This window comes from Streptomyces sp. NK15101 (assembly GCF_020400725.1).
GTDB lineage: Bacteria > Actinomycetota > Actinomycetes > Streptomycetales > Streptomycetaceae > Streptomyces.
Map to the genome: position 1 here is coordinate 47913 of NZ_JAINVG010000011.1, position 17952 is coordinate 65864.

20 protein-coding genes are annotated in these 17952 nt (G+C 74.2%); 8 read left to right on the top strand and 12 right to left on the bottom strand.

Features of this window, described 5'->3' with window-relative positions; genetic code table 11:
- Positions 1 to 23: 23 nt before the first annotated feature.
- Positions 24 to 1619, bottom strand: coding sequence for an FAD-binding oxidoreductase (locus K7G60_RS08715; protein ID WP_225800221.1), 1596 nt, complete (start codon positions 1617 to 1619; stop codon positions 24 to 26).
- Between the two features lie 74 nt (positions 1620 to 1693).
- On the opposite strand from K7G60_RS08715, the gene K7G60_RS08720 reads away from it, so the two are divergent.
- Together K7G60_RS08720 and K7G60_RS08725 are read left to right on the top strand one after the other, a co-directional pair.
- Positions 1694 to 2293 carry a TetR/AcrR family transcriptional regulator gene (locus tag K7G60_RS08720; RefSeq protein ID WP_225800222.1) on the top strand — a complete coding sequence of 200 codons (600 nt, stop codon included), beginning with the start codon at positions 1694 to 1696 and terminating at the stop codon, positions 2291 to 2293.
- Positions 2290 to 3867, top strand: a complete 1578-nt coding sequence (locus K7G60_RS08725; protein ID WP_225800223.1) for a glycerol-3-phosphate dehydrogenase/oxidase — start codon at positions 2290 to 2292, stop codon at positions 3865 to 3867. The genes K7G60_RS08720 and K7G60_RS08725 overlap by 4 nt, the downstream gene beginning before the upstream one ends.
- A 145-nt stretch (positions 3868 to 4012) precedes the next feature.
- Here K7G60_RS08725 and K7G60_RS08730 read toward each other — a convergent pair whose 3' ends face one another.
- The gene (locus K7G60_RS08730; RefSeq protein ID WP_225800224.1) at positions 4013 to 4600 is read right to left on the bottom strand and encodes a TetR/AcrR family transcriptional regulator; all 588 of its coding nucleotides are present in this window, start codon (positions 4598 to 4600) and stop codon (positions 4013 to 4015) included.
- Between the two features lie 118 nt (positions 4601 to 4718).
- Here K7G60_RS08730 and K7G60_RS08735 point away from each other — a divergent pair, with 118 nt between their 5' ends.
- Positions 4719 to 5366 carry a peroxiredoxin-like family protein gene (locus tag K7G60_RS08735; RefSeq protein WP_225800225.1) on the top strand — a complete coding sequence of 216 codons (648 nt, stop codon included), beginning with the start codon at positions 4719 to 4721 and terminating at the stop codon, positions 5364 to 5366.
- Positions 5367 to 5401: 35 nt separating this feature from the next.
- Here K7G60_RS08735 and K7G60_RS08740 read toward each other — a convergent pair whose 3' ends face one another.
- The 3 genes from K7G60_RS08740 to K7G60_RS08750 all read right to left on the bottom strand — a co-directional run bounded on the left by K7G60_RS08740 (position 5402) and on the right by K7G60_RS08750 (position 7098).
- Positions 5402 to 5689 carry a YciI family protein gene (locus K7G60_RS08740; protein WP_225800226.1) on the bottom strand — a complete coding sequence of 96 codons (288 nt, stop codon included), beginning with the start codon at positions 5687 to 5689 and terminating at the stop codon, positions 5402 to 5404.
- 41 nt (positions 5690 to 5730) lie between these two features.
- Positions 5731 to 6327, bottom strand: coding sequence for a TetR/AcrR family transcriptional regulator (locus K7G60_RS08745; protein ID WP_225800227.1), 597 nt, complete (start codon positions 6325 to 6327; stop codon positions 5731 to 5733).
- Positions 6328 to 6528: 201 nt separating this feature from the next.
- On the bottom strand, positions 6529 to 7098 hold the full coding sequence (locus K7G60_RS08750) for a DM13 domain-containing protein (protein ID WP_374115609.1): 570 nt from the start codon (positions 7096 to 7098) through the stop codon (positions 6529 to 6531).
- 208 nt (positions 7099 to 7306) lie between these two features.
- Here K7G60_RS08750 and K7G60_RS08755 point away from each other — a divergent pair, with 208 nt between their 5' ends.
- Positions 7307 to 8368 (top strand): NAD(P)-dependent oxidoreductase, encoded by a 1062-nt coding sequence (locus tag K7G60_RS08755; protein WP_225800228.1) that lies wholly within the window; start codon positions 7307 to 7309, stop codon positions 8366 to 8368.
- 6 nt (positions 8369 to 8374) lie between these two features.
- Here the strand turns inward: K7G60_RS08755 and K7G60_RS08760 are convergent, their stop codons facing one another.
- Entirely contained in the window at positions 8375 to 9487 is a 1113-nt protein-coding gene (locus K7G60_RS08760) for a sensor histidine kinase KdpD (protein WP_225800229.1), read from the bottom strand.
- A complete protein-coding gene (locus K7G60_RS08765; protein WP_225800230.1) occupies positions 9484 to 10212 on the bottom strand; it encodes a response regulator transcription factor in 729 nt (242 codons plus the stop codon). Before K7G60_RS08765 ends, K7G60_RS08760 begins: the two co-directional genes overlap by 4 nt.
- A gap of 133 nt (positions 10213 to 10345) precedes the next feature.
- On the opposite strand from K7G60_RS08765, the gene K7G60_RS08770 reads away from it, so the two are divergent.
- The 3 genes from K7G60_RS08770 to K7G60_RS08780 are packed head-to-tail and all read left to right on the top strand — an operon-like array spanning position 10346 to position 12314.
- Positions 10346 to 11023, top strand: coding sequence for a glycosyltransferase family 2 protein (locus K7G60_RS08770; RefSeq protein ID WP_225800317.1), 678 nt, complete (start codon positions 10346 to 10348; stop codon positions 11021 to 11023).
- Positions 11020 to 11652 (top strand): DUF2064 domain-containing protein, encoded by a 633-nt coding sequence (locus K7G60_RS08775; RefSeq protein ID WP_225800231.1) that lies wholly within the window; start codon positions 11020 to 11022, stop codon positions 11650 to 11652. Before K7G60_RS08770 ends, K7G60_RS08775 begins: the two co-directional genes overlap by 4 nt.
- A complete protein-coding gene (locus tag K7G60_RS08780) occupies positions 11649 to 12314 on the top strand; it encodes a bifunctional 2-polyprenyl-6-hydroxyphenol methylase/3-demethylubiquinol 3-O-methyltransferase UbiG (protein WP_225800232.1) in 666 nt (221 codons plus the stop codon). Before K7G60_RS08775 ends, K7G60_RS08780 begins: the two co-directional genes overlap by 4 nt.
- Here the strand turns inward: K7G60_RS08780 and K7G60_RS08785 are convergent.
- Together K7G60_RS08785 and K7G60_RS08790 are read right to left on the bottom strand one after the other, a co-directional pair.
- Complete coding sequence (locus K7G60_RS08785; RefSeq protein WP_308080506.1) at positions 12287 to 12694, bottom strand: hypothetical protein; 408 nt, start codon at positions 12692 to 12694, stop codon at positions 12287 to 12289. The genes K7G60_RS08780 and K7G60_RS08785 overlap by 28 nt on opposite strands.
- 11 nt (positions 12695 to 12705) lie before the next feature.
- The gene (locus tag K7G60_RS08790) at positions 12706 to 13881 is read right to left on the bottom strand and encodes a molybdopterin-dependent oxidoreductase (protein WP_225800233.1); all 1176 of its coding nucleotides are present in this window, start codon (positions 13879 to 13881) and stop codon (positions 12706 to 12708) included.
- Between the two features lie 113 nt (positions 13882 to 13994).
- On the opposite strand from K7G60_RS08790, the gene K7G60_RS08795 reads away from it, so the two are divergent.
- Positions 13995 to 15437, top strand: a complete 1443-nt coding sequence (locus K7G60_RS08795; protein ID WP_225800234.1) for a glycosyltransferase family 87 protein — start codon at positions 13995 to 13997, stop codon at positions 15435 to 15437.
- Between the two features lie 375 nt (positions 15438 to 15812).
- On the opposite strand, the gene K7G60_RS08800 is transcribed toward K7G60_RS08795, so the two are convergent.
- From K7G60_RS08800 to K7G60_RS08810, 3 genes are all read right to left on the bottom strand, one after another.
- Positions 15813 to 16013: a hypothetical protein gene (locus tag K7G60_RS08800; protein ID WP_225800235.1), complete on the bottom strand. Its 201-nt coding sequence runs from the start codon at positions 16011 to 16013 to the stop codon at positions 15813 to 15815.
- Positions 16014 to 16128: 115 nt separating this feature from the next.
- Complete coding sequence (locus tag K7G60_RS08805) at positions 16129 to 17427, bottom strand: zinc-dependent alcohol dehydrogenase (protein WP_225800236.1); 1299 nt, start codon at positions 17425 to 17427, stop codon at positions 16129 to 16131.
- Positions 17428 to 17434: 7 nt separating this feature from the next.
- Positions 17435 to 17680 carry a hypothetical protein gene (locus K7G60_RS08810; RefSeq protein ID WP_225800237.1) on the bottom strand — a complete coding sequence of 82 codons (246 nt, stop codon included), beginning with the start codon at positions 17678 to 17680 and terminating at the stop codon, positions 17435 to 17437.
- Between the last annotated feature and the right edge of the window lie 272 nt (positions 17681 to 17952).

A 17952-nucleotide genomic window follows, 5' to 3' on the forward strand; every position in this document is an offset into this window, starting at 1 on the left:
GGAAGGGGTTCGGCGGGCGGGGATCAGCGGACGGGGATCAGGACCCCGGGGCTGAGCACGCCGGACGGATCGATCTCGGCTTTGACGGCCTGGAGCATACGGATGCCGAGGGGGCCGATCTCGCGGGCGTACCAGTCGCGGTGGTCGGTGCCGACGCCGTGATGGTGGCTGATGGTGCCGCCCGCCGCCAGGATCGCGTCGTTCGCCGCCCGCTTCGCCGGCGCCCAGTGCGCGACGGCGTCCTCGCCCTGCGCGGAGACGACGGTGAAGTACAGCGAGGCGCCGTTCTCGTAGGTGTGCGAGATGTGGCACATGACGAGCGGCGGGGTGCCGGCCTCGGTGAGGGTGCGGGTCAGCGCGTCGCGTACCGCCGTGTGGAGGCCGGGGATCGCGGACCAGAAGGCGGCCGTCTCCAGCGTCTCGGCGAACGCGCCGGCGTCGAGCAGCGCGTCGCGCAGGTAGGGGGCGTCGTACCGGCCGTGCTCCCACTTGTCGCCGGGCTCCTCGCCGAGGAACTCGCCGTCGCAGGCGAGGAGGACCTCACGCGCGGCGGCGCGGCGGGCTGCCGTGTCGGCCTCGGTGCCCTCGAAGCCGACGACGGCCATGCAGCCGGGGTTCTGCGGGAGTTCCGTGCTGCCGATGGCATCCGGCTGCGCCAGTCCGACGAAGGTCTCGGACTCGTCCGACAGCCGCAGCACCGTGGGCCGCGGGCCGTCCTGGGCGAGCCGGCGCAGCGCCTCCGTACCGGCCTCGAAGGAGGCGAAGCGCCAGCCCTCGTAGATCCGCTTCTGGGGCAGCGGGCGGATGCGTACGGTCACCGACGTGATCACGCCGAGGGCGCCTTCGGAGCCGAGGAGCAGCTGGCGCAGGTCGGGACCCGCGGCGGAGCGCGGGGCGCGGCCGCTCCACAGGGTGCCCTCGGGGGTGGCGACCTTCAGGCCGACGACCATCTCGTCGAAGCGGCCGTAGCCGGCCGAGGCCTGGCCGCTGGAGCGAGCCGCGGCGAAGCCGCCGATGGACGCCCATTCGAAGGACTGCGGGAAGTGGCCGAGCGTCCAGCCCCGTTCGTTGAGCAGCGCCTCGCACTGCGGGCCGCGCAGGCCGGGCTGCAGGGTCGCGGTGCGCGACACCTCGTCGACGGCGAGGAGCTGGTCGAGCCGGCGGAGGTCCAGGGCGACGAAGGGCCGCTTCGTGGTGGGCGCGAGGCCGCCGACGACGGAGGTGCCGCCGCCGAACGGGACGGCGGCCAGGCCGTGGTCCGCGCAGGCGCGCAGGACGGCGAGGACCTCGTCGTGACCGGCGGGGAGCACGACGGCGGCCGGGATGTCGTCGACCTCGCCGGCGCGGATGCGCAGGAGGTCGGGGGTCGACTTGCCCCGGGTGTGCCGGATGCGGCTCTCGGCGTCGTCCCGCAGGCCGTCGGGTGCGGCGACGGCGGCGCGCAGCGCGCTGTTCGCCTCGTCGGTCAGTGCCGGGGCGGGCACTTCGATGGCGGCGAGGGTGGACGGGCCGCTCTCGCGCGGCGTGACGCCGAGCAGGTCCCGCAACAGGCCGGTCACCGATTCGGGCAGGGGCGCCGCCTTGGCCGGGTCGCCCCAGCCGCTCCACAACATGTCCACTTCGAGAGGTTCCTCACGGTCTGTTTCACGGACGGCGCTGCCGCTCGGCCCGCACTGGCATTACACTGTGACAGATGACGCCCATTCGTCACAACCATGCGGACGCAGACCCCGTACTCGACGCAGCACGCGACTGCGTGCTCGCCGTCGGCGTACGGCGAACCACCCTCACCGACGTCGCCCGGCGGGCCGGCGTGTCCCGGATGACGCTGTACCGGCGCTGGCCCGACGTGCGGACCCTCGTCGGCGACCTGATGACCCGTGAATGGATCGCCGTCGCCGCCGGCGCCATGCCGCCCGCCGACGACGACCGGCCCGAACGGGCCCGGATCGTCGAGGGGCTGGTGGCGGGAGTCGCCGCGTTCCGGTCGCATCCGCTGTTCCGGAAGATCCTCGACGTCGACCCCGAGCTGCTGCTGCCGTACGTCCTCGACCGGCGGGGCGCCAGCCAGGACGCCCTCCTCGGACTCCTCCTCACAGCGCTGGAAGAAGGGCACGAGGACGGTTCCGTACGCCGCGCCCACCTCGACCTGCAGGCCCGGTCCCTGCTGCTGGTCGTCCAGTCCTTCACGCTCTCGCTGCGCACCATGGCCGACGAGGACGATCCCGAACTGAGCGAAGCCGCCTTCCTCGAAGAGCTGCGCACCCTGCTGGAGAGGACCCTCGCCCCATGAACCCCACGAGCAGCACCGCCCTGCCCGGCTCCTCGCTCGACGCCGAGCGGCGCCGGCGCGAACTGGACCGGCTCGCCGACGGCGACGTCGTCGACGTACTCGTCGTCGGGCTCGGCGCCACCGGAGCCGGAGCCGCGCTCGACGCCGCCACCCGCGGGCTCCGCGTCGCCGCGATCGACGCCCACGACCTGGCGTTCGGCACCTCCCGCTGGAGCTCCAAGCTGATCCACGGCGGACTGCGCTACCTCGCGTCCGGGCAGCTCGACGTCGCCCACGAGAGCGCCGTCGAACGCGGCATCCTCATGGAGCGCACCGCCCCCCACCTCGTCCGCGCCCAGCCCTTCGTGCTCCCCCTCACCCCGCTCGTCAGCCGCGGCCAGGCCGCCCTCGCCCGCGCCGGATTCGTCGCGGGCGACCTGCTGCGCGTCGGTGCCCGCACCTCGCGCCGCACGCTGCCGCAGCCGCGCACGCTGTCCGCCGTCGAGACCCGCCACCTCGCCCCGGCCCTGCGCCCCGTCGGCCTGCGCGGCGGACTGCTCTCCTGGGACGGACGGCTCTCCGACGACGCACGCCTGGTGACCGCGATCGCCCGCACCGCGGCCGCCTACGGCGCCCGCGTCCTCACCCGCACCCGGGCCCTGGAACTCCACGGCGACGGCGCGCTGGTGCGCGACGAGACCACAGGCCAGGAGCTGCGTGTCCGCGCCCGCACCGTCGTCAACGCGGCCGGGGTCTGGGCGGGCGGCCTCATCGACGACATACGCCTGCGGCCCTCGCGGGGCACCCACCTCGTCCTGCGGTCGGAAACCCTCGGCCGGCTCTCCGCCGGACTGCACATCCCGATCCCCGGCGAGACGAACCGCTTCGTCCTGGTCCTGCCCCAGGGCGACGGGCGCGTGTACGTCGGCCTCACCGACGAGCCCGTCGACGGCGACGTCCCCGACGTGCCGGAGGTCCCCGAGACCGACATCGGCTTCCTCCTCGACGTTCTCGGCTCCGCCCTCGACGTCACCGTCCACCGCTCCGACGTGGTCGGGGCCTTCGCCGGACTGCGGCCCCTGCTCGACACCCGGGACTCGGAGGGCCGCACCGCCGACATCTCGCGCAAGCACGCCGTGCTCACCTCGCCCGACGGCATCGTCACCGTCGTCGGCGGCAAGCTGACCACCTACCGCCGCATGGCCCAGGACGCCGTCGACGCGGCCGTCGCCGTCCGCGGCCTGGCCGCCGGCGCATGCCGCACCGCGTCCCTCCCCCTCGTCGGCGCGGCCGGCCCGCGGACCCTCGCCGGTCTCGACGTCCCGCCCCGCCTCGTACAGCGCTACGGCTCCGAAGCCCCGGCCGTCCACGCCCTCGGGCTCGAAGACCCCGCCCTGGCCGAGCCCGTCGTGCCCGGCCACCCCGTCACGGGCGCCGAACTGGTCTGGGCGGTCCGCCACGAAGGCGCCCTCGACGCCTCCGACCTCCTCGACCGCCGCACCCGCATCGGCGTGGTCCCGGAGGACCGCGCCATCGCCGAAGAAGCGGCCCGGGACGCCCTCGCCCGTACGGCCCGGGCGGCCCGGGCGCGGTGAACGGACGGCGGTGCCCCCCGCCCGGCAGCAGGGCGGGGGGCACCGCCGGATTCTTCGAGCACCTCCGCAAGCAGCGCTGACGAGGTCGTCGTTCGAGGGCGGCGACCGCGCCCCGGCCGGCCGAAGGCGCGCCTCGGCAGGGGGATCACTCTCCGCGCGCCACAGCGGCGATCGCCGCCGCGACGGTTCCGTGCAGCTCCTGGGCGTCCGCCCCGGCACGGGAGCGCAGGTTCACGCCGTGTGCCAGGAGGGCCAGGATGTCGGCCGCGGAGTCCGGGTCGGCGCCCTCGGCGAGTTGTCGCTGCCGCCGTGCCGCCAGGAGCGCCGTGTGGAGGGCGGTGCGCAGGCGCTGGTGCTGGCGGTCGAGGATGGCGCGGACGGCGGGATCGCCGTTCTCGGTGCCCGCGTGCGCGTTGGAGATCATGCAGCCCCATCCGGCGAACTCACCGGTGCAGCGGGTCTCGATCAGCGTGGCGAAGAACTCGGTGACGGCCGGCAGTCCGCGGTCGTCCTCCTCCAGCCGGCCGAGCCGTGACCGGTCCTGGACGTACCGTTCGAGGGCCGTGCGGTACAGCTCCTGCTTGCCGCCGAAGGTCGCGTACAGGCTGGAGCGGTTGAGCCCGGTGACGTCGACGATGTCCTGGATCCCGGTGGTGGCCACGCCCTGACGCCAGAACAGCCGCACCACCGTGTCCAGGGTGGCGTCCGGATCGAAGTGCTTGACGTCCGCCATGCCCCGCCGCCCCTTCTTGAACCGATGATTCCAAGATACCCGCTCCACCGTTGACTTGGAGTGCGCTCTCATCGCTATCTTGAAACGAACGTTCCAAGATGACTCCGGGAGGAGACCCATGAGCGTCAACGCCGAGCTGCGCGCCTTCTTCGACAGCCGCCGGCAGCAGGTCCCCGACGACGTCCGCTCCGTCATGCGGCGCGCGGCGCGCGAGCTGGCCGAGTCCGGGCAGGCCGACCGGGCCCTGACCGTCGGCGCGAAGGCACCGTCCTTCACCCTGCCCTCGGCCACCGGCCGCACCGTCGACCTGCCCGAACTGCTCGCCGACGGACCGGTGGTGCTGACCTTCTACCGCGGCACCTGGTGCCCCTACTGCAACATCGCCCTGCGCTCCCTGCAGCAGCACCACGACGCCATCACCGCCCGCGGGGCGCGGCTGGTCGCCGTCTCGCCGCAGGTCCCCGACGAGTCGCTGTCGTACGCCGAGAAGAACGAGCTGGCCTTCGACGTGCTCAGCGACCTCGGCTGCGAGACCGCCCAGCAGTACGGTCTCGCCTTCGACCTGCCGGACGACCTCGCGGCCGTCTACGCCGGCTTCGGCATCGACCTCGACCGCTCGAACGCCGGCCACCCGCGCACCCTGCCCGTGCCGGCGACCTACGTCATCGACCGCGACGGCACGATCCGCTGGGCCTTCGTGGACACGGACTACACCGCCCGCGCCGAACCGGCCGACATCCTGGCCGCACTCGACCGGTTGAGCTGAGGGGCGCGGCCGGGGGCGATGAGCACGGCCACGGCTCAGGCCGCCAGGAAGGCGAGCCGGGGATCGGTGGTGTTCGGCGCGATCTCGACGATCTCGGCCGAGACCACCTCGTGGGCGACGAACGGATCCGCCGCGACCCGCTCCTCCAGCTCGTCGAGGGTCGCGCCATGGGCCAGCACGGCACCCCCCTGGCCGGACTGGAGGCTTCCGACCAGCAGGAAGACCCCGTCCTCCACGCCTTGCCGGATCCACTTCTGATGCTCCGCCATGTGATCAGGGGCCTTGTTCTTGTGGGCCGCGAAGCGGAGCAGGACGACGAACACGGAGATCTCCTTCGACTGTCGGAGGGGGAAAGAGGCCGGGCTCAGTGGGCGGAGCGCGGTGCCGGGCCGTGCGCGAGGCGCTCGTCGAGCCAGGCGTGGAGGCGGTCGACCTCCCGCCGTACGAACTCGCCGTCGTGGAAGGCGTTGGACACGGTCGCCACTCCCTGGCCGAAGGCCAGGACGTGCATCGCGAGGTCGTCGGCCTCGTCGGCGAAGCCGAGCTCCTCGAACTGCGCCCGGAGCCACGTCCGGAACAGGTCGAAGACGGCGACGGCCCGGGGCCGTGCGGGATGACCGAGTTTGGCGAGCTCGTTCGTCAGAGTCCCGACCGGGCAGCCGAAGTTCTGGATGTCAGTGGCGTTGGTGATGACGATCTCCACGAACCGCCGCACCCGCCCGGCGGGACCCGGCTCGTCCCGGTCCCACTCCGCGAGCATCGCGCGCGTGCTCCGGAGCCGGGCCTCGATGACCGCGCCGAGGATCTCGTCCTTGCTCTTGAAGTGGTGGTAGAAGTTGCCCCGCGAGATGCCCACCGTCTCGGCGATCGCCGCGAACGACGTGTGCTCGAAACCCTTCGCGTAGAAGAGCCGGTTCGCGGCATCGACGATCTGCGCCCGCGTGTCCGTGCTTCCCGCCACCCCACGACCTCACAGCCCTCATCCACCGCTAGGACGATCGTCCTACCTGCCGGACGCCACTCTAGGACAGCCGTCCCAGGCGGCGTCAAGGGGATGCCGAAAGCGTCATGAGGTGCGGCGCTCGGGAGCGGGATGCCACGTGCCGATGCCCCGGGCATGCGTGCTCCGGGGCATCGGGACGGACGGACCGCCTGACGGGTTTCAGGTGCGGGCGAGCGCCGCGGCGCCGAAGGAGACGTCGAACCGGTCGCACCAGATGCTGACGCTCGGATACGTCGACCAGTCGAAGCCGGCGGGCAGCGGATAGTTCTGGTCGCCCTTGTTGCCCTTCAGCTTGGCGAGGTTGACGTACTTCCCGTCGTCGAAGACGTCCCAGCCCGCCTTGCCCTCCTTCACCGGCGCGTCGCTCAACCAGACGCGCAGGTCGGGGCCGTTGCTCGTGTCCAGGCCTTCGAGCCGGAGCGTGTGGGTGCCGTCCGCGAGCCGGACGATCTTCACCGTGCCGGTCGTGGTGTGCTCGTGGCTGACGAAGGTGCCCTGCGCGACGGTGGCCGGGCCGGACGGTGCGGGAGCGGCCGACGCGGAGGAGGGCTCACCCGTCGCCGGCCCAGCGGGAGTCGCGCCCGCGGAGGGCAACGCCTCGTTCACCGTCTCGTCCACCCACAGCGCCCAGGGCTTGAACCACAGCGACCCGGCCACCGCCACCGCCACCGCCAGACCCGCGACGATCACCGCGGCCCACGACCGCCGCTTCCTCGTGACGCTCTCCACGACGCCTTCCCTCCCTGCATCCCGTACTCGCCTTCGTCCGCCATCCAAGGCGATCCGCCCCTCACGGAACAGTCCTGGCCCCATGACGAAAGGCTTACGCCACCGGGCCGGGACCGTTCGGCCACGGGTCCCCCACCGGGATGACGGAAGTCTTACGGACCGGCGCGGGCTCCTCCTGATCCCGGCCCCGGTCCGTAGCGTCGCGCCCATGCGTGTACTCGTCACAGGAGGAGCCGGGTTCATCGGCTCGCACATCGTCACCGCGCTCACCGAGGCAGGGCACGAGCCGGTGGTCCTCGACGCTCTGCTGCCCAGCGCACACCGCGTGACTCCCGAGGTGCCGGCCGTGGAGTTCCTCCGCGCGGACGTGCGGGATCCGTCGGCGGTCGGAGCCGCTCTGCGGGATGTCGACGCGGTGTGCCACCAGGCCGCCATGGTCGGTCTCGGCAAGGACTTCGCGGACGCACCGGAGTACGTGAGCTGCAACGACCTCGGCACGGCCGTCCTGCTCGCCGCCATGGCGGACGCCGGCGTCCGGCGACTCGTCCTCGCCGGATCGATGGTCGTGTACGGGGAGGGGCGGTACGAGTGCCCCGCGGACGGTGTCGTACGGCCCGGCGCCCGCCTCCCCCGGGACCTCGCCGCCGGCCGCTTCGAACCGCGCTGCCCCGCCTGCGGCGCCGAACTCGCCCCCGGCCCGGTCGCGGAGGACGCCCCCGTCGACCCCCGCAACGTGTACGCGACGACGAAGCTCGCCCAGGAGCACCTGGCGGCGGCGTGGGCGCGCGCGGTGGGCGGCACGGCGGTCTCGTTGCGCTACCACAACGTGTACGGGCCCGGGATGCCCCGCGACACCCCGTACGCCGGCGTGGCCTCCCTCTTCCGCTCGGCCCTCGCCCGGGGCGAGGCGCCCCGCGTGTTCGAGGACGGGGGCCAGCGGCGGGACTTCGTGCACGTGCGGGACGTGGCGGCGGCCAACCTGGTCGCGCTGGAGGCCGCCGACGGTCTGCCGGCCGGCGCGCTCAGCACGTACAACACCGGCAGCGGCGAACCGCACACCGTGGGCGACATGGCCGTCGCGCTCGCCCGGGCGTGCGGTGGCCCTCGGCCCGTGGTCACGGGCGAGTACCGGCTGGGCGACGTCCGGCACGTCACCGCCGACTCGTCCCTGCTGCGAAGGGAGCTGGGCTGGCGGCCCGTGGTCGGCTTCGCCGAGGGCATGACGGAGTTCGCCCGGGCGGAACAACGGGCCTCGGCGGCCCTCGCCTGACCGGGCTCAGCTCGCCGCCGTCGGCAGGGTGACCTCGAAGCGGCAGCCGCCGGGGACGTTGCGGACCTCGGCGCGGCCCGCGTGGGCCTCCACGATGCCGCGGACGATGGCGAGGCCGAGCCCGGCGCCGGCCGGCGGGGTGCGGGCCTCGGTCCCGCGCCAGCCGGTGTCGAAGACGCGTGTGAGGTCCTCGTCGGGGATTCCCCCGCAGCCGTCGGTGACGGACAGGACGACGGCGTCCTCGCGGTGCTCGGCCGCGACCGCGACGGTCCCGTCGGCCGGCGTGTGCCGGATCGCGTTGACGAGGAGGTTCGCGAGGACCCTGGTCATCTCCTTGCCGTCCACCTCGACGGGTACGGCCGCGACCTCCTCTCCCACGAGCCGCACCCGGTGCTCGCGGGCCAGCGGGTCGGCGCCGCTCAGGGCGTCGCCGACCAGGTCGTACACGGACATGCGGCTCGGGCTGAGGACCAGGGCGCCGGCGTGGATGCGGGAGAGTTCGAAGAGGTCGGTGACCATCGCGGTCAGGCGCTCGACCTCGGTGCGGATCTGCCGGTGATAGCGGGCGGGGTCGTCGGCCATGCCGTCCTCCAGGGCCTCCGCCATGGCCCGCAGCCCCGCCAGCGGGGTGCGCAGATCGTGGGAGATCCAGGCGACGAGCTCGCGGCGCGACGCCTCCAGGGAACGCTCGCGCTTGCGGGACGCGTCGAGCTTGGCACTGGTCGCCGCCAGTTCGCGGCTGAGCGCGGCGAGTTCGGCGGTGGCGGCACCGTCGGGAGCGGAGAAGCGGCCGCCGTCGCCGAAGTCGCGCGCGGCACGGGCGAGGGCCCGGCTGCGGGCCACCACCCAGCGGCCCAGGACGAGGGCCGTGCCGAGCGAGACGAGGGCCGCCATGGCCACGACGACGGTCACCACCCACAGGTCGTGCGCGGACAGGAACATCGCCTGCGCGACGGCGAGCGTCCCGGCGAGCATCGCCGTCACCGTGACGGCCGCGACCACCGTCAACGAGACCGCGACCGAACGGTGCCGTACGAGACGGAGGACGACCGCTCCGGCGAGACCGGCGCAGACGGCTCCCGCCAGGGCGAAACCGGCGATCAGCAGGACGTCCTTCATGGCGTTTCCCCGTCCTCGCGAGGCTCGAAGCGGTATCCGACGCCCCATACGGTCCGGATGAGCCGGGGCCGCGCCGGATCGTCCTCGATCTTGGCGCGCAGCCGCCGCACATGGACCGTGACCGTGGACAGGTCGCCGAAGTCCCAGCCCCACACCCGCCGCATCAGCTCCTCTCTGGTGTGCGCGGCGCCGGGTCGCTCCAGGAAGTACGCGAGGAGGTCGAACTCCCGCAGCGTGAGGGAGAGTTCGCGGCCGGCACGGGTGGCCCTCCGGGTGACCGGGTCGACGGCGAGGTCCGCGTCGCGCAGGACCGTCCGGGTGGCCGCCGGTCCGGTTCCGCGACTGCGGCGCAGCACTGACTCGACGCGCAGCACCAGCTCGCGCGGGCTGAACGGCTTCGTGACGTAGTCGTCCGCGCCCACCTCCAGACCTGTGATCCGGTCCTCCTCGTCGCCCCGTGCGGTCAGCATGATCACCGGCACCGGACCGGTCTCCCGGAGCCGCCGGCACACCTCCAGACCGTCCAGACCGGGCAGCATCAGGTCGAGCACGACGAGGTCCGGCCTCCGTTCCCCGGCCCGCAGCAGGGCGTCGGGACCGTCGGCCGCGTGCTCCACGGCGAAGCCGGATCTGCCGAGGTATCCGGTCACCACCTCGGCCACGGTCGGATCGTCGTCCACCACCAGGATCCGGGCCGGGGACGGCGGGGCGCTGTGCTCGTTCATGCCGCACAGCGTCGCATCCGCCCGCCGGGCGGTCACGGCCACCCGGGCGTACGACGGAGGACGTCCGCGTTTCGTAAGGAGTGGAGCGGCCCCGGGAGGCCCCGCGGTTCCTACGGTGAGACCCGTGACCCCCATGACCGTAGATGTCGTCCTTCCCTGCCTCGACGAGGCGGATGCCCTCCCCTGGGTCCTGGCCCGCGTTCCGGCCGGATGGCGGGCGATCGTCGTCGACAACGGCTCCTCCGACGGATCGGCGGCCGTCGCCGCCGCCCTCGGCGCCACCGTCGTGCACGAGCCCCGGCGCGGCTTCGGCGCCGCCTGCCACGCCGGACTGCTCGCCTCCGACGCCGAGTTCGTCTGCTTCTGCGACTGTGACGCCTCCCTGGATCCCGGCTTGCTGCCCGGCCTCGTCGATGCGGTGGCCGACGGCTCCGCCGATCTTCTGCTGGGCCGCCGGCGCCCCACCGGGCGCGGCGCGTGGCCGGCCCACGCGAGGGCCGGGAACCTCGCCCTGTCCTGGCTGCTGCGCCGGCGCACCGGGCTGCGGCTGCACGACCTCGGTCCCCTGCGGGCGGCCCGCCGCGAGGCGCTGCTCGGTCTCGGCCTCGACGACCGGCGCAGCGGCTACCCGCTGCAGATGGTCGTACGGGCGGCCGACGCCGGCTGGCGCGTGCGCGAGGTCGACGTCCCGTACCTGCCCCGGACGGGCCGCTCGAAGGTCACGGGCACCTGGAAGGGCACGTGGCAGGCGGTCCACGACATGCGCAGGGTGCTCGACGAACCGGCGCCGGCGGGCGGTGGCCGCCCGTGACCACCCTCCTCGTCATCGCCAAGGAGCCCCGGCCCGGCCGGGTCAAGACCCGGCTCACTCCCCCGTTCACCCCCGAGGAGGCGGCCGCACTCGCCGAGGCCGCACTCGCCGACACCCTCTCGGCCGCCGCCCGCGTCCCCGCCGACCGGCACGTCCTCGTGCTCGACGGGCGGCCGGGTCCGTGGCTGCCACCGGGCTTCGCGGTCGTCCCCCAGGCGAGCGGCGGGCTCGACGCGCGCCTGGCCGCCGCGTTCACCGGCTGCGCGGGACCGGCCCTGCTCATCGGCATGGACACCCCGCACGTCACGCCGGAGCTCCTGGCTCCCGCCCTGCGCTGGGAGGCGCACGACGCCTGGTTCGGGCCGGCCGCCGACGGGGGCTTCTGGGCCCTCGGCCTCGCCCGCCCCGCCCCTTCCCTCCTGCTCGGCGTCCCCATGTCCACGTCCGGCACCGGCGCCGTCCAGCGCGCCCGGCTGCGGGCGGCCGGACTGCGCGTCGGAGAGCTGCCCGTCCTGCGGGACGTGGACACCGCGTCGGACGCCCGGCAGGTGGCGGCCGCCGCGCCCGGGACCCGCTTCGCCGCCCGGTACGCCGAGCTGACCGCCACGACCACGGGAGCGGGCCGTTGACCACGACCACGGCATGGCGGGCCGACCCGTACGACTGCGCCCTGCGCACCGGCAGGGGTCCGCTGTTCCTGCGCCGGCACGACGGCTGGCTCCTGCCCCTGGAGATCGAGCGCTGGTGCACGGCACCCGACAGCGCCGACCGCTCCGTGCTCGACCGCTGCCGTGGCGCCGTCCTCGACGTCGGCTGCGGACCGGGGCGGCTCGTGGCCGCGCTGGCCGCCGAGGGCCGGCGCGCCCTGGGCATCGACATCAGCTCCGAGGCCGTCGCCCGCACTCTGCGGCTGGGCGGGTCGGCCCTGTGCCGGTCGGTCTTCGAACCGCTGCCCGCCGAGGGGCGCTGGGACACGGCGCTGCTGATCGACGGCAACATGGGGATCGGTGGCGACCCGGCCGCCCTGCTGCGCCGGCTCCGCCAGGTCGTGTCGCCCTCCGGGCGCCTCCTCACGGAGTGCGCGCCCGTGGACGTCGACGAGTGCTGCGAGGTACGCGTCGAGGACGGCCGGGGCGGACACGGGGCGTCCTTCCTCTGGGCCCGGGCCGGCTCCCGCGCCTCGGCCGCGCACGCGCGGCGTGCCGGCTGGGACGTCTGCGAGCAATGGACCCTGGAGGGCCGTACGTTCCTGTCGCTCGTCCCTCAGCCGTCCGCCGCCGCCCGGTCCTGACGGCGCTCCCGCCACCGCTGTACGGCGATCAGCGCGCCCGTCACCACGGCTACGGCCAGCAGTACGACCGCGAGGTTCCGCCCGTACGGGAGGGGCAGCGCCGAGGGGTTGGGCGGCGCTCCCGGCCGTACGAGGAGGGGGAGCGTCACCAGTACCACGCTCCCCGCGACCAGCGACGCCCCGCGCAGCGGGCCCCGTCGGCGCCGTCCCACGAGCAGCAGCCCCACGGCCAGGACGAAGGGGGCGAGGATCCCGTCGTGCAGGACGAGCGCACCCGCCAGCCACACGAGCACGCCGAGCGGATCCGGCTCGGCCACCACGAGCCACGCTCCGAGCCCCACGAGGGCGACGCCCAGCGCCCCGAGTGCGTACCGCAGCACGCTCACCGTCCTCACAGCACCTCCAGCCCGTGCACCCATTTGGTCTGCAGGACCCCGGGCCGGCCGGGGGCGATGATCCGCGCCGGGAAACCGTGATCGAGCGCGAGCGGCTGCCCGTCGAGGGTGAGGGCGAGGAGGGTGAGCGGATCGTCCGCGTACTCCGCGCCCATCTCCATCACCCGGTAGGCCCCGCTCACCTCCAGCGAGGTCACCCGCACGGCGTCCCGGCCCGGCCGTCCGCCGGCCCGCTCGATCAGGTCCCGGAGGCGTACCCCGCCCCAGTCGGCGTCGACGCTCCAGCCCTCGACGCAGGCGATCGGCAGCCGGGCTCCGGCCCGGGGCATCGATCTCAGGGCGTCGAGGGTGAGGACGTACGGGCGGGGGCCCGTGACCTCCAGGCGCCAGCCCGCCAGACCGCGTGCCGTCACACCGGCCGCGGCGGCGGTCCGGTTCACGGGCAGTCCCTGCGGGCCGTGGTCGGGGTGCCGGGGCGCGAGCAGGTCGAAGGCCTTCAGGGGCGTGAAGGACTGGCCGACGGTCGTCAGCGTCACCACGCCGACGGCCCCGCCGGTGGCGAGGAGCAGCGAGCGCCGGTCGACTTCGTCCTGCGCCGGGAGGGCTGCGGTGCCCGCCGAGCGGCGCCCCCAATGGTCCCTGATCTCGGGGGCCTTGACGGCGATGTGCAGCAGGATCGAGCCGGTCGCCACCCAGGCGACGGCGAAGTGGACGGGGACGAAGGCGAAGGGCCACGGGTACCACTCGACGATGTTGAGCAGCCCCGTCAGCACCTCGAAGACGGCCGAGGCCACGAGGACCGCGACGGACAGCCGCTCCAGGGCGTGCCGCACGGACCGCAGCGGAGGCCACACGAACAACCGCGGGTACACCGCCCACAGTTTGACCAGCAGCAGCACGATCGCCGCCAGTCCCGTGGCGACGTGGAGGCCCTGGGTGAACGCGTAGCCCCACACCGGCCGGGAGGGCAGGCGGTCGGCGAGCCAGTCCGGCGGCTGCTGGAGGTAGTGGCTGACGAGCCCGGTGACGAGGCAGACGGCGAAGGCCGCGCCGAGCCACCGGCCGACGGCCGTCGCGGTTCTGGCATCGTGAAGGCGCCCGGTGAACGCGGGCGGCCGGACGGCCGGGGGCCGGAGCGCGGGGCGCGGCAGCCGGGGCATGCGGAACGTCATGCCGTCCATGACACCGCCGCGAGCGGCGGCGCGGGCGGTCCGACACCTTACGAAACCCGAACGCCCCGCCGGGTCTCCTCCGCCTCTGCCGTGCGCGCTGCCAGTCTGCGCCCATGCCCCGCGACCGCCGCCCCCCGCTTCCCGTCGTCGTCACCGTGCTCCTGCTGTCGCTCCTGACCGCGTCGCTGGCCCTCCTGCTCCGCGCGGACGCGCACGGGACCGGTTTCCTGGCCGGGTACGCGGGTGCGTGGGCGGTGTTCGCGGCGGCCGCGGTCGCCCTGCGTCGTGTCCCCCGCCGGCACGTCGTCCCGCTCGTCCTCGCCGGGGCGGTCGCGGTGACGGCGACCGGCCTGGTGGCGGCCCCGCGGACGAGCACGGACTCCTATCGGTACGCGTGGGACGGCCGGGTTCAGGCATCCGGCGTCTCGCCGTACGACCACCCGCCGGCGGACCCGGCGCTCGCCGGACTCCGGGACGACTGGCTCTTTCCCCGCGCCGCGGCCTGCCGGCGGGACGGCGCCGCCCTCGCGCCGGTCGGCGACGGCCGGTGCACCCGGATCAACAGGCCCGCCGTACACACGATCTACCCTCCGGTGGCCGAGGGCTGGTTCCTCCTCGTCCACGCGCTGTCGCCGGAAGGCGTCCGCCACAAGGGGCTCCAGGCGGGCTCGGCCGTTCTCGCTCTGGCCGTCGGCGGCCTCCTGCTCGGCGTCCTGCGCCGGCGGGGGGATCCACGCCGGGCCGCCCTGTGGGCGTGGTGCCCGGCGGTCCCCGTCGAGGCGGTCGACAACGCCCACGTCGACGTCCTGGCCGTGCTCCTGTCGGTCGGCGCGCTCGCTCTGGTGGCACGCCGCCGCCACGTCACGGGCGGGGTGCTGCTCGGTCTGGCCGTCGCCGCGAAGCTGCTGCCCGCCGTGCTCCTGCCCGGTGCGCTGTCCGGAATCCGGCGGCCCCGTGCGGTCGCGGCCGTGGCGCTGACGGCCGCGGCGACGGTGGCGCTGGCGTACCTGCCGTACGTCCTCCTCTCCGACGGCTCGGTCCTGGGCTACCTGAGCGGATACGCCCGGGAGGAGGGCTATGACGACGCGGGCGCGGGCGGCCGCTACGCCCTGCTCCGCCTCGTGCTGCCCGACACGTGGGCGCCGCCCGCGGCGCTGCTGGTCATCGCGGCGGTGTCGGCGGCGGTGTGGTGGCGCGGCGACCCCGACCGTCCGTGGCACGGCGCCCTGTCGACCACGGGCACGGCGTTCCTCCTGCTGACGCCCGGCTACTCCTGGTACGCCCTGCTGCTCGTCGCCCTCGTCGCCCTGGACGGCCGCTGGGAGTGGCTCGGCGTCGCCCTGGCGGGTGCGGTGGCCTACCTCGCCGGCCCGGTCACCGGCACCGCGGGGGTGACCGTCGCGTACGGGGCGGCGGGAGGCGTCGTCTGCGCGATGTGGTGGACGCGGCGTCGGACCCGTGACCGGCTCCGTGTCCGGTCGGGGGTCCGCTCACAGGGAACGCGGAAGAGCCGTGCCCGATCGATGGGCACGGACACCCGATCGGTCCCGGAGTGACATCGCGGCGATGACGTGGGTGCCGTCGAGCCTCGTGCGGACGAAGCGGCACAGCGCATGCGCTTCGACGATGTCCGGGCCGCGTCCGCCGCAGACGAGCTCGTCCTCGTGGCGGGGCCGGCCGGGGCGCGGCCGCCACCGGCCTTTGTCCTTGACTTCGACGGCCGGCGTCGAGAGGCAGGCGGAGAGCAGCAGCGCCACGTCCGGGCCGCCGCTGTGCCGCACCGCGTTGCCCACGAGCTCGCTTCTTCGCCGGCACGAGGAAACCGCGGCCCTCGCGGGGTTCCCGCCCCCTTGAGGGCTTTCATGCGCCGAGGGGCCCACGTCGGCCGCGGGCGCCTCCTCCCCGGTCTCCGTGGTCTTCCGCGCCGCGGTTCAATCGGCCTTCTCCGGCCTCTCGCCCTTCGGTCCGAGACCACGCTCGGTCCGTGGACCTCCGCTGCGCCACTGCGGGTCCTCCTGCAGGGACTCGTTGGCTTCGTCGTTCGCCTTCGCGTCCGGTACGCCCGCACGCTCGGCGTCCTTCCGCAGCCTGGCACGTCGGGTGTCGTACTTCTTGCTTCCCGGCTCGGGCATCACGGCCTCCCGTCGGCTTGTCATCGCATGCGGTCGCCTGGCGCCTGCCCGTCGCCCACGCGCACGAACCAGCGGGTCCGAGGCCCTCTTGTGCGCGCTCGCGGCCGGTGCGGCGTCAGCCGGCGGTCCCCTCGTGGGAGCCGGCGGTGGTGGCGGCCCCGGTGCCGGCCTCCTCGCCCATGCCCGGCGCGACGGCTCCCCGGTCGTCGAGGCCGAGCGCGACCTTCGTCCAGCCGGCTTCCCTGCGGTCGAACGCCCGGTACGCGGCGATGGCGTCCCCGAACCCGGACCAGCGCGTGACGAGGGGGGTCGGGTCGAGCGTGCCGGAGCCCACCAGGGAGACGAGGCGGGGCACGTAGCGGCGGTGGTTGCAGTTGCCCGCCTTCAGCGTGAGGTTCTTCATGAACGCCTCGCCGAACGGGTAGTGCTGGACCTGCGGCGGATAGACGCCGACCGTGCCGAGGGTTCCGGCTTTGGCCGCCATCTGCACCGCCCAGCGGGCCGCGAGGGACGGGGCGTCCCCCACCACCCAGGTGTCACCGTCCGGATTCCGCTCCGGCGCGGCCTCGTCGCGCTCGTGCTCGAACTGCTCCGCCTGGTCGCGCAGCGCCTCGGCCGCCGGCCCGTGCGACGGACGCCGCGCGTCCACGCCCACGGCCTCGATCACCCGGTCCACACCGATGCCACCGGTGAGTTCGAGCACCGCTTCGACCGGATCCTCGCTGTTGAAGTCCACGGCCTCCGCGTGCTGGCGCCTGGCCAGGTCCAACCGGTCGGCCACTCCGTCGACCACGATGATCCGGCCCGCACCCAGCAGACGTGCGCAGGCGATCGCCGCCTGCCCCACGGGCCCGGCCCCCACGATCGCCACCGTGTCCCCGTCGCCCACCTCCGCGAGCTCCGCGCCGAACCAAGCCGTCGGATAGATGTCGGACAGGAGGATGGCCTGGTTGTCGTCCACGGTGTCGGGCAGCGGCACGAGTCCCACATGTGCGAAGGGCACCCGGGCGTACTCCGCCTGGAGTCCGTCCAGGCCTCCCGCCGCCTCGGGACCGCCGAAGAAGACGGTGCCCGCCCGCGGGCCCCCCGGATTGGCGTTGTCGCACTGCGCGTAGTAACCCGCCCGGCAGTAACTGCACGTGCCGCACGCCACCGTCGACGGCACCACCACCCGGTCACCGGCCTGCAGGTTGCGTACGCCGGCGCCCGTCTCCTCGACGACGCCCACGGCCTCGTGGCCGAGGATCCGGCCCTCCCGCATGCCGGGCATCGTGCCGCGGACGAAGTGGATGTCGGTTCCGCATATCGCGGAGGTGGTGATGCGTACGATCGCGTCGTACCGGTCCTGGATCTTGGGATCCGGCACCTCGTCCAGGCGTATGTCGCCGGTGCCGTGCCACACGACTGCCTTCATGACGGCGTCAGCCCCCCATGCGTGTGCTCAGGAGTCGCTTGCCCAGCTCGGCGCCCTTGCGGCTGTCGGCCTGGGCCTTGCGGAAGAGTTCGGCCACCTCGCTGTCGTTCTCGCGTTCCGCGTCCTGGATGTAGGTCTCCAGCCGCAAGGCGTTGGCCAGGCAGCTCTCGACGTACCAGATGAGGTTGTAGTCCTTGTCCTTCGTGCCGGTGACTCCACCGGTCTCGGTGCCGCCGGCCGTTTCGCTCGTCATGGGTCTCCCTCTCCCTTCGGACCGCTGCCCGGGACCCGACCGCCCGAGGCCGTGCCGGAGCCCTCGGGGACACCGGCGGCGCCGTCGGCGCCTGCTTCCTCGCGGCTGATGCGCCGGGTCGTGGTCTGCCGCTACCCGGTGCCCCGTTCCGTATGCGGACCTCCATGCCGCGGCGGCCGTGGAACCGCGCTTCGCGCACCGTGCCGAGGCCGTCCGGCGGGAGGGTCCGGCCACGCGGCCGTCGATCACGTCCTCGGGGTTCGGACACCGCC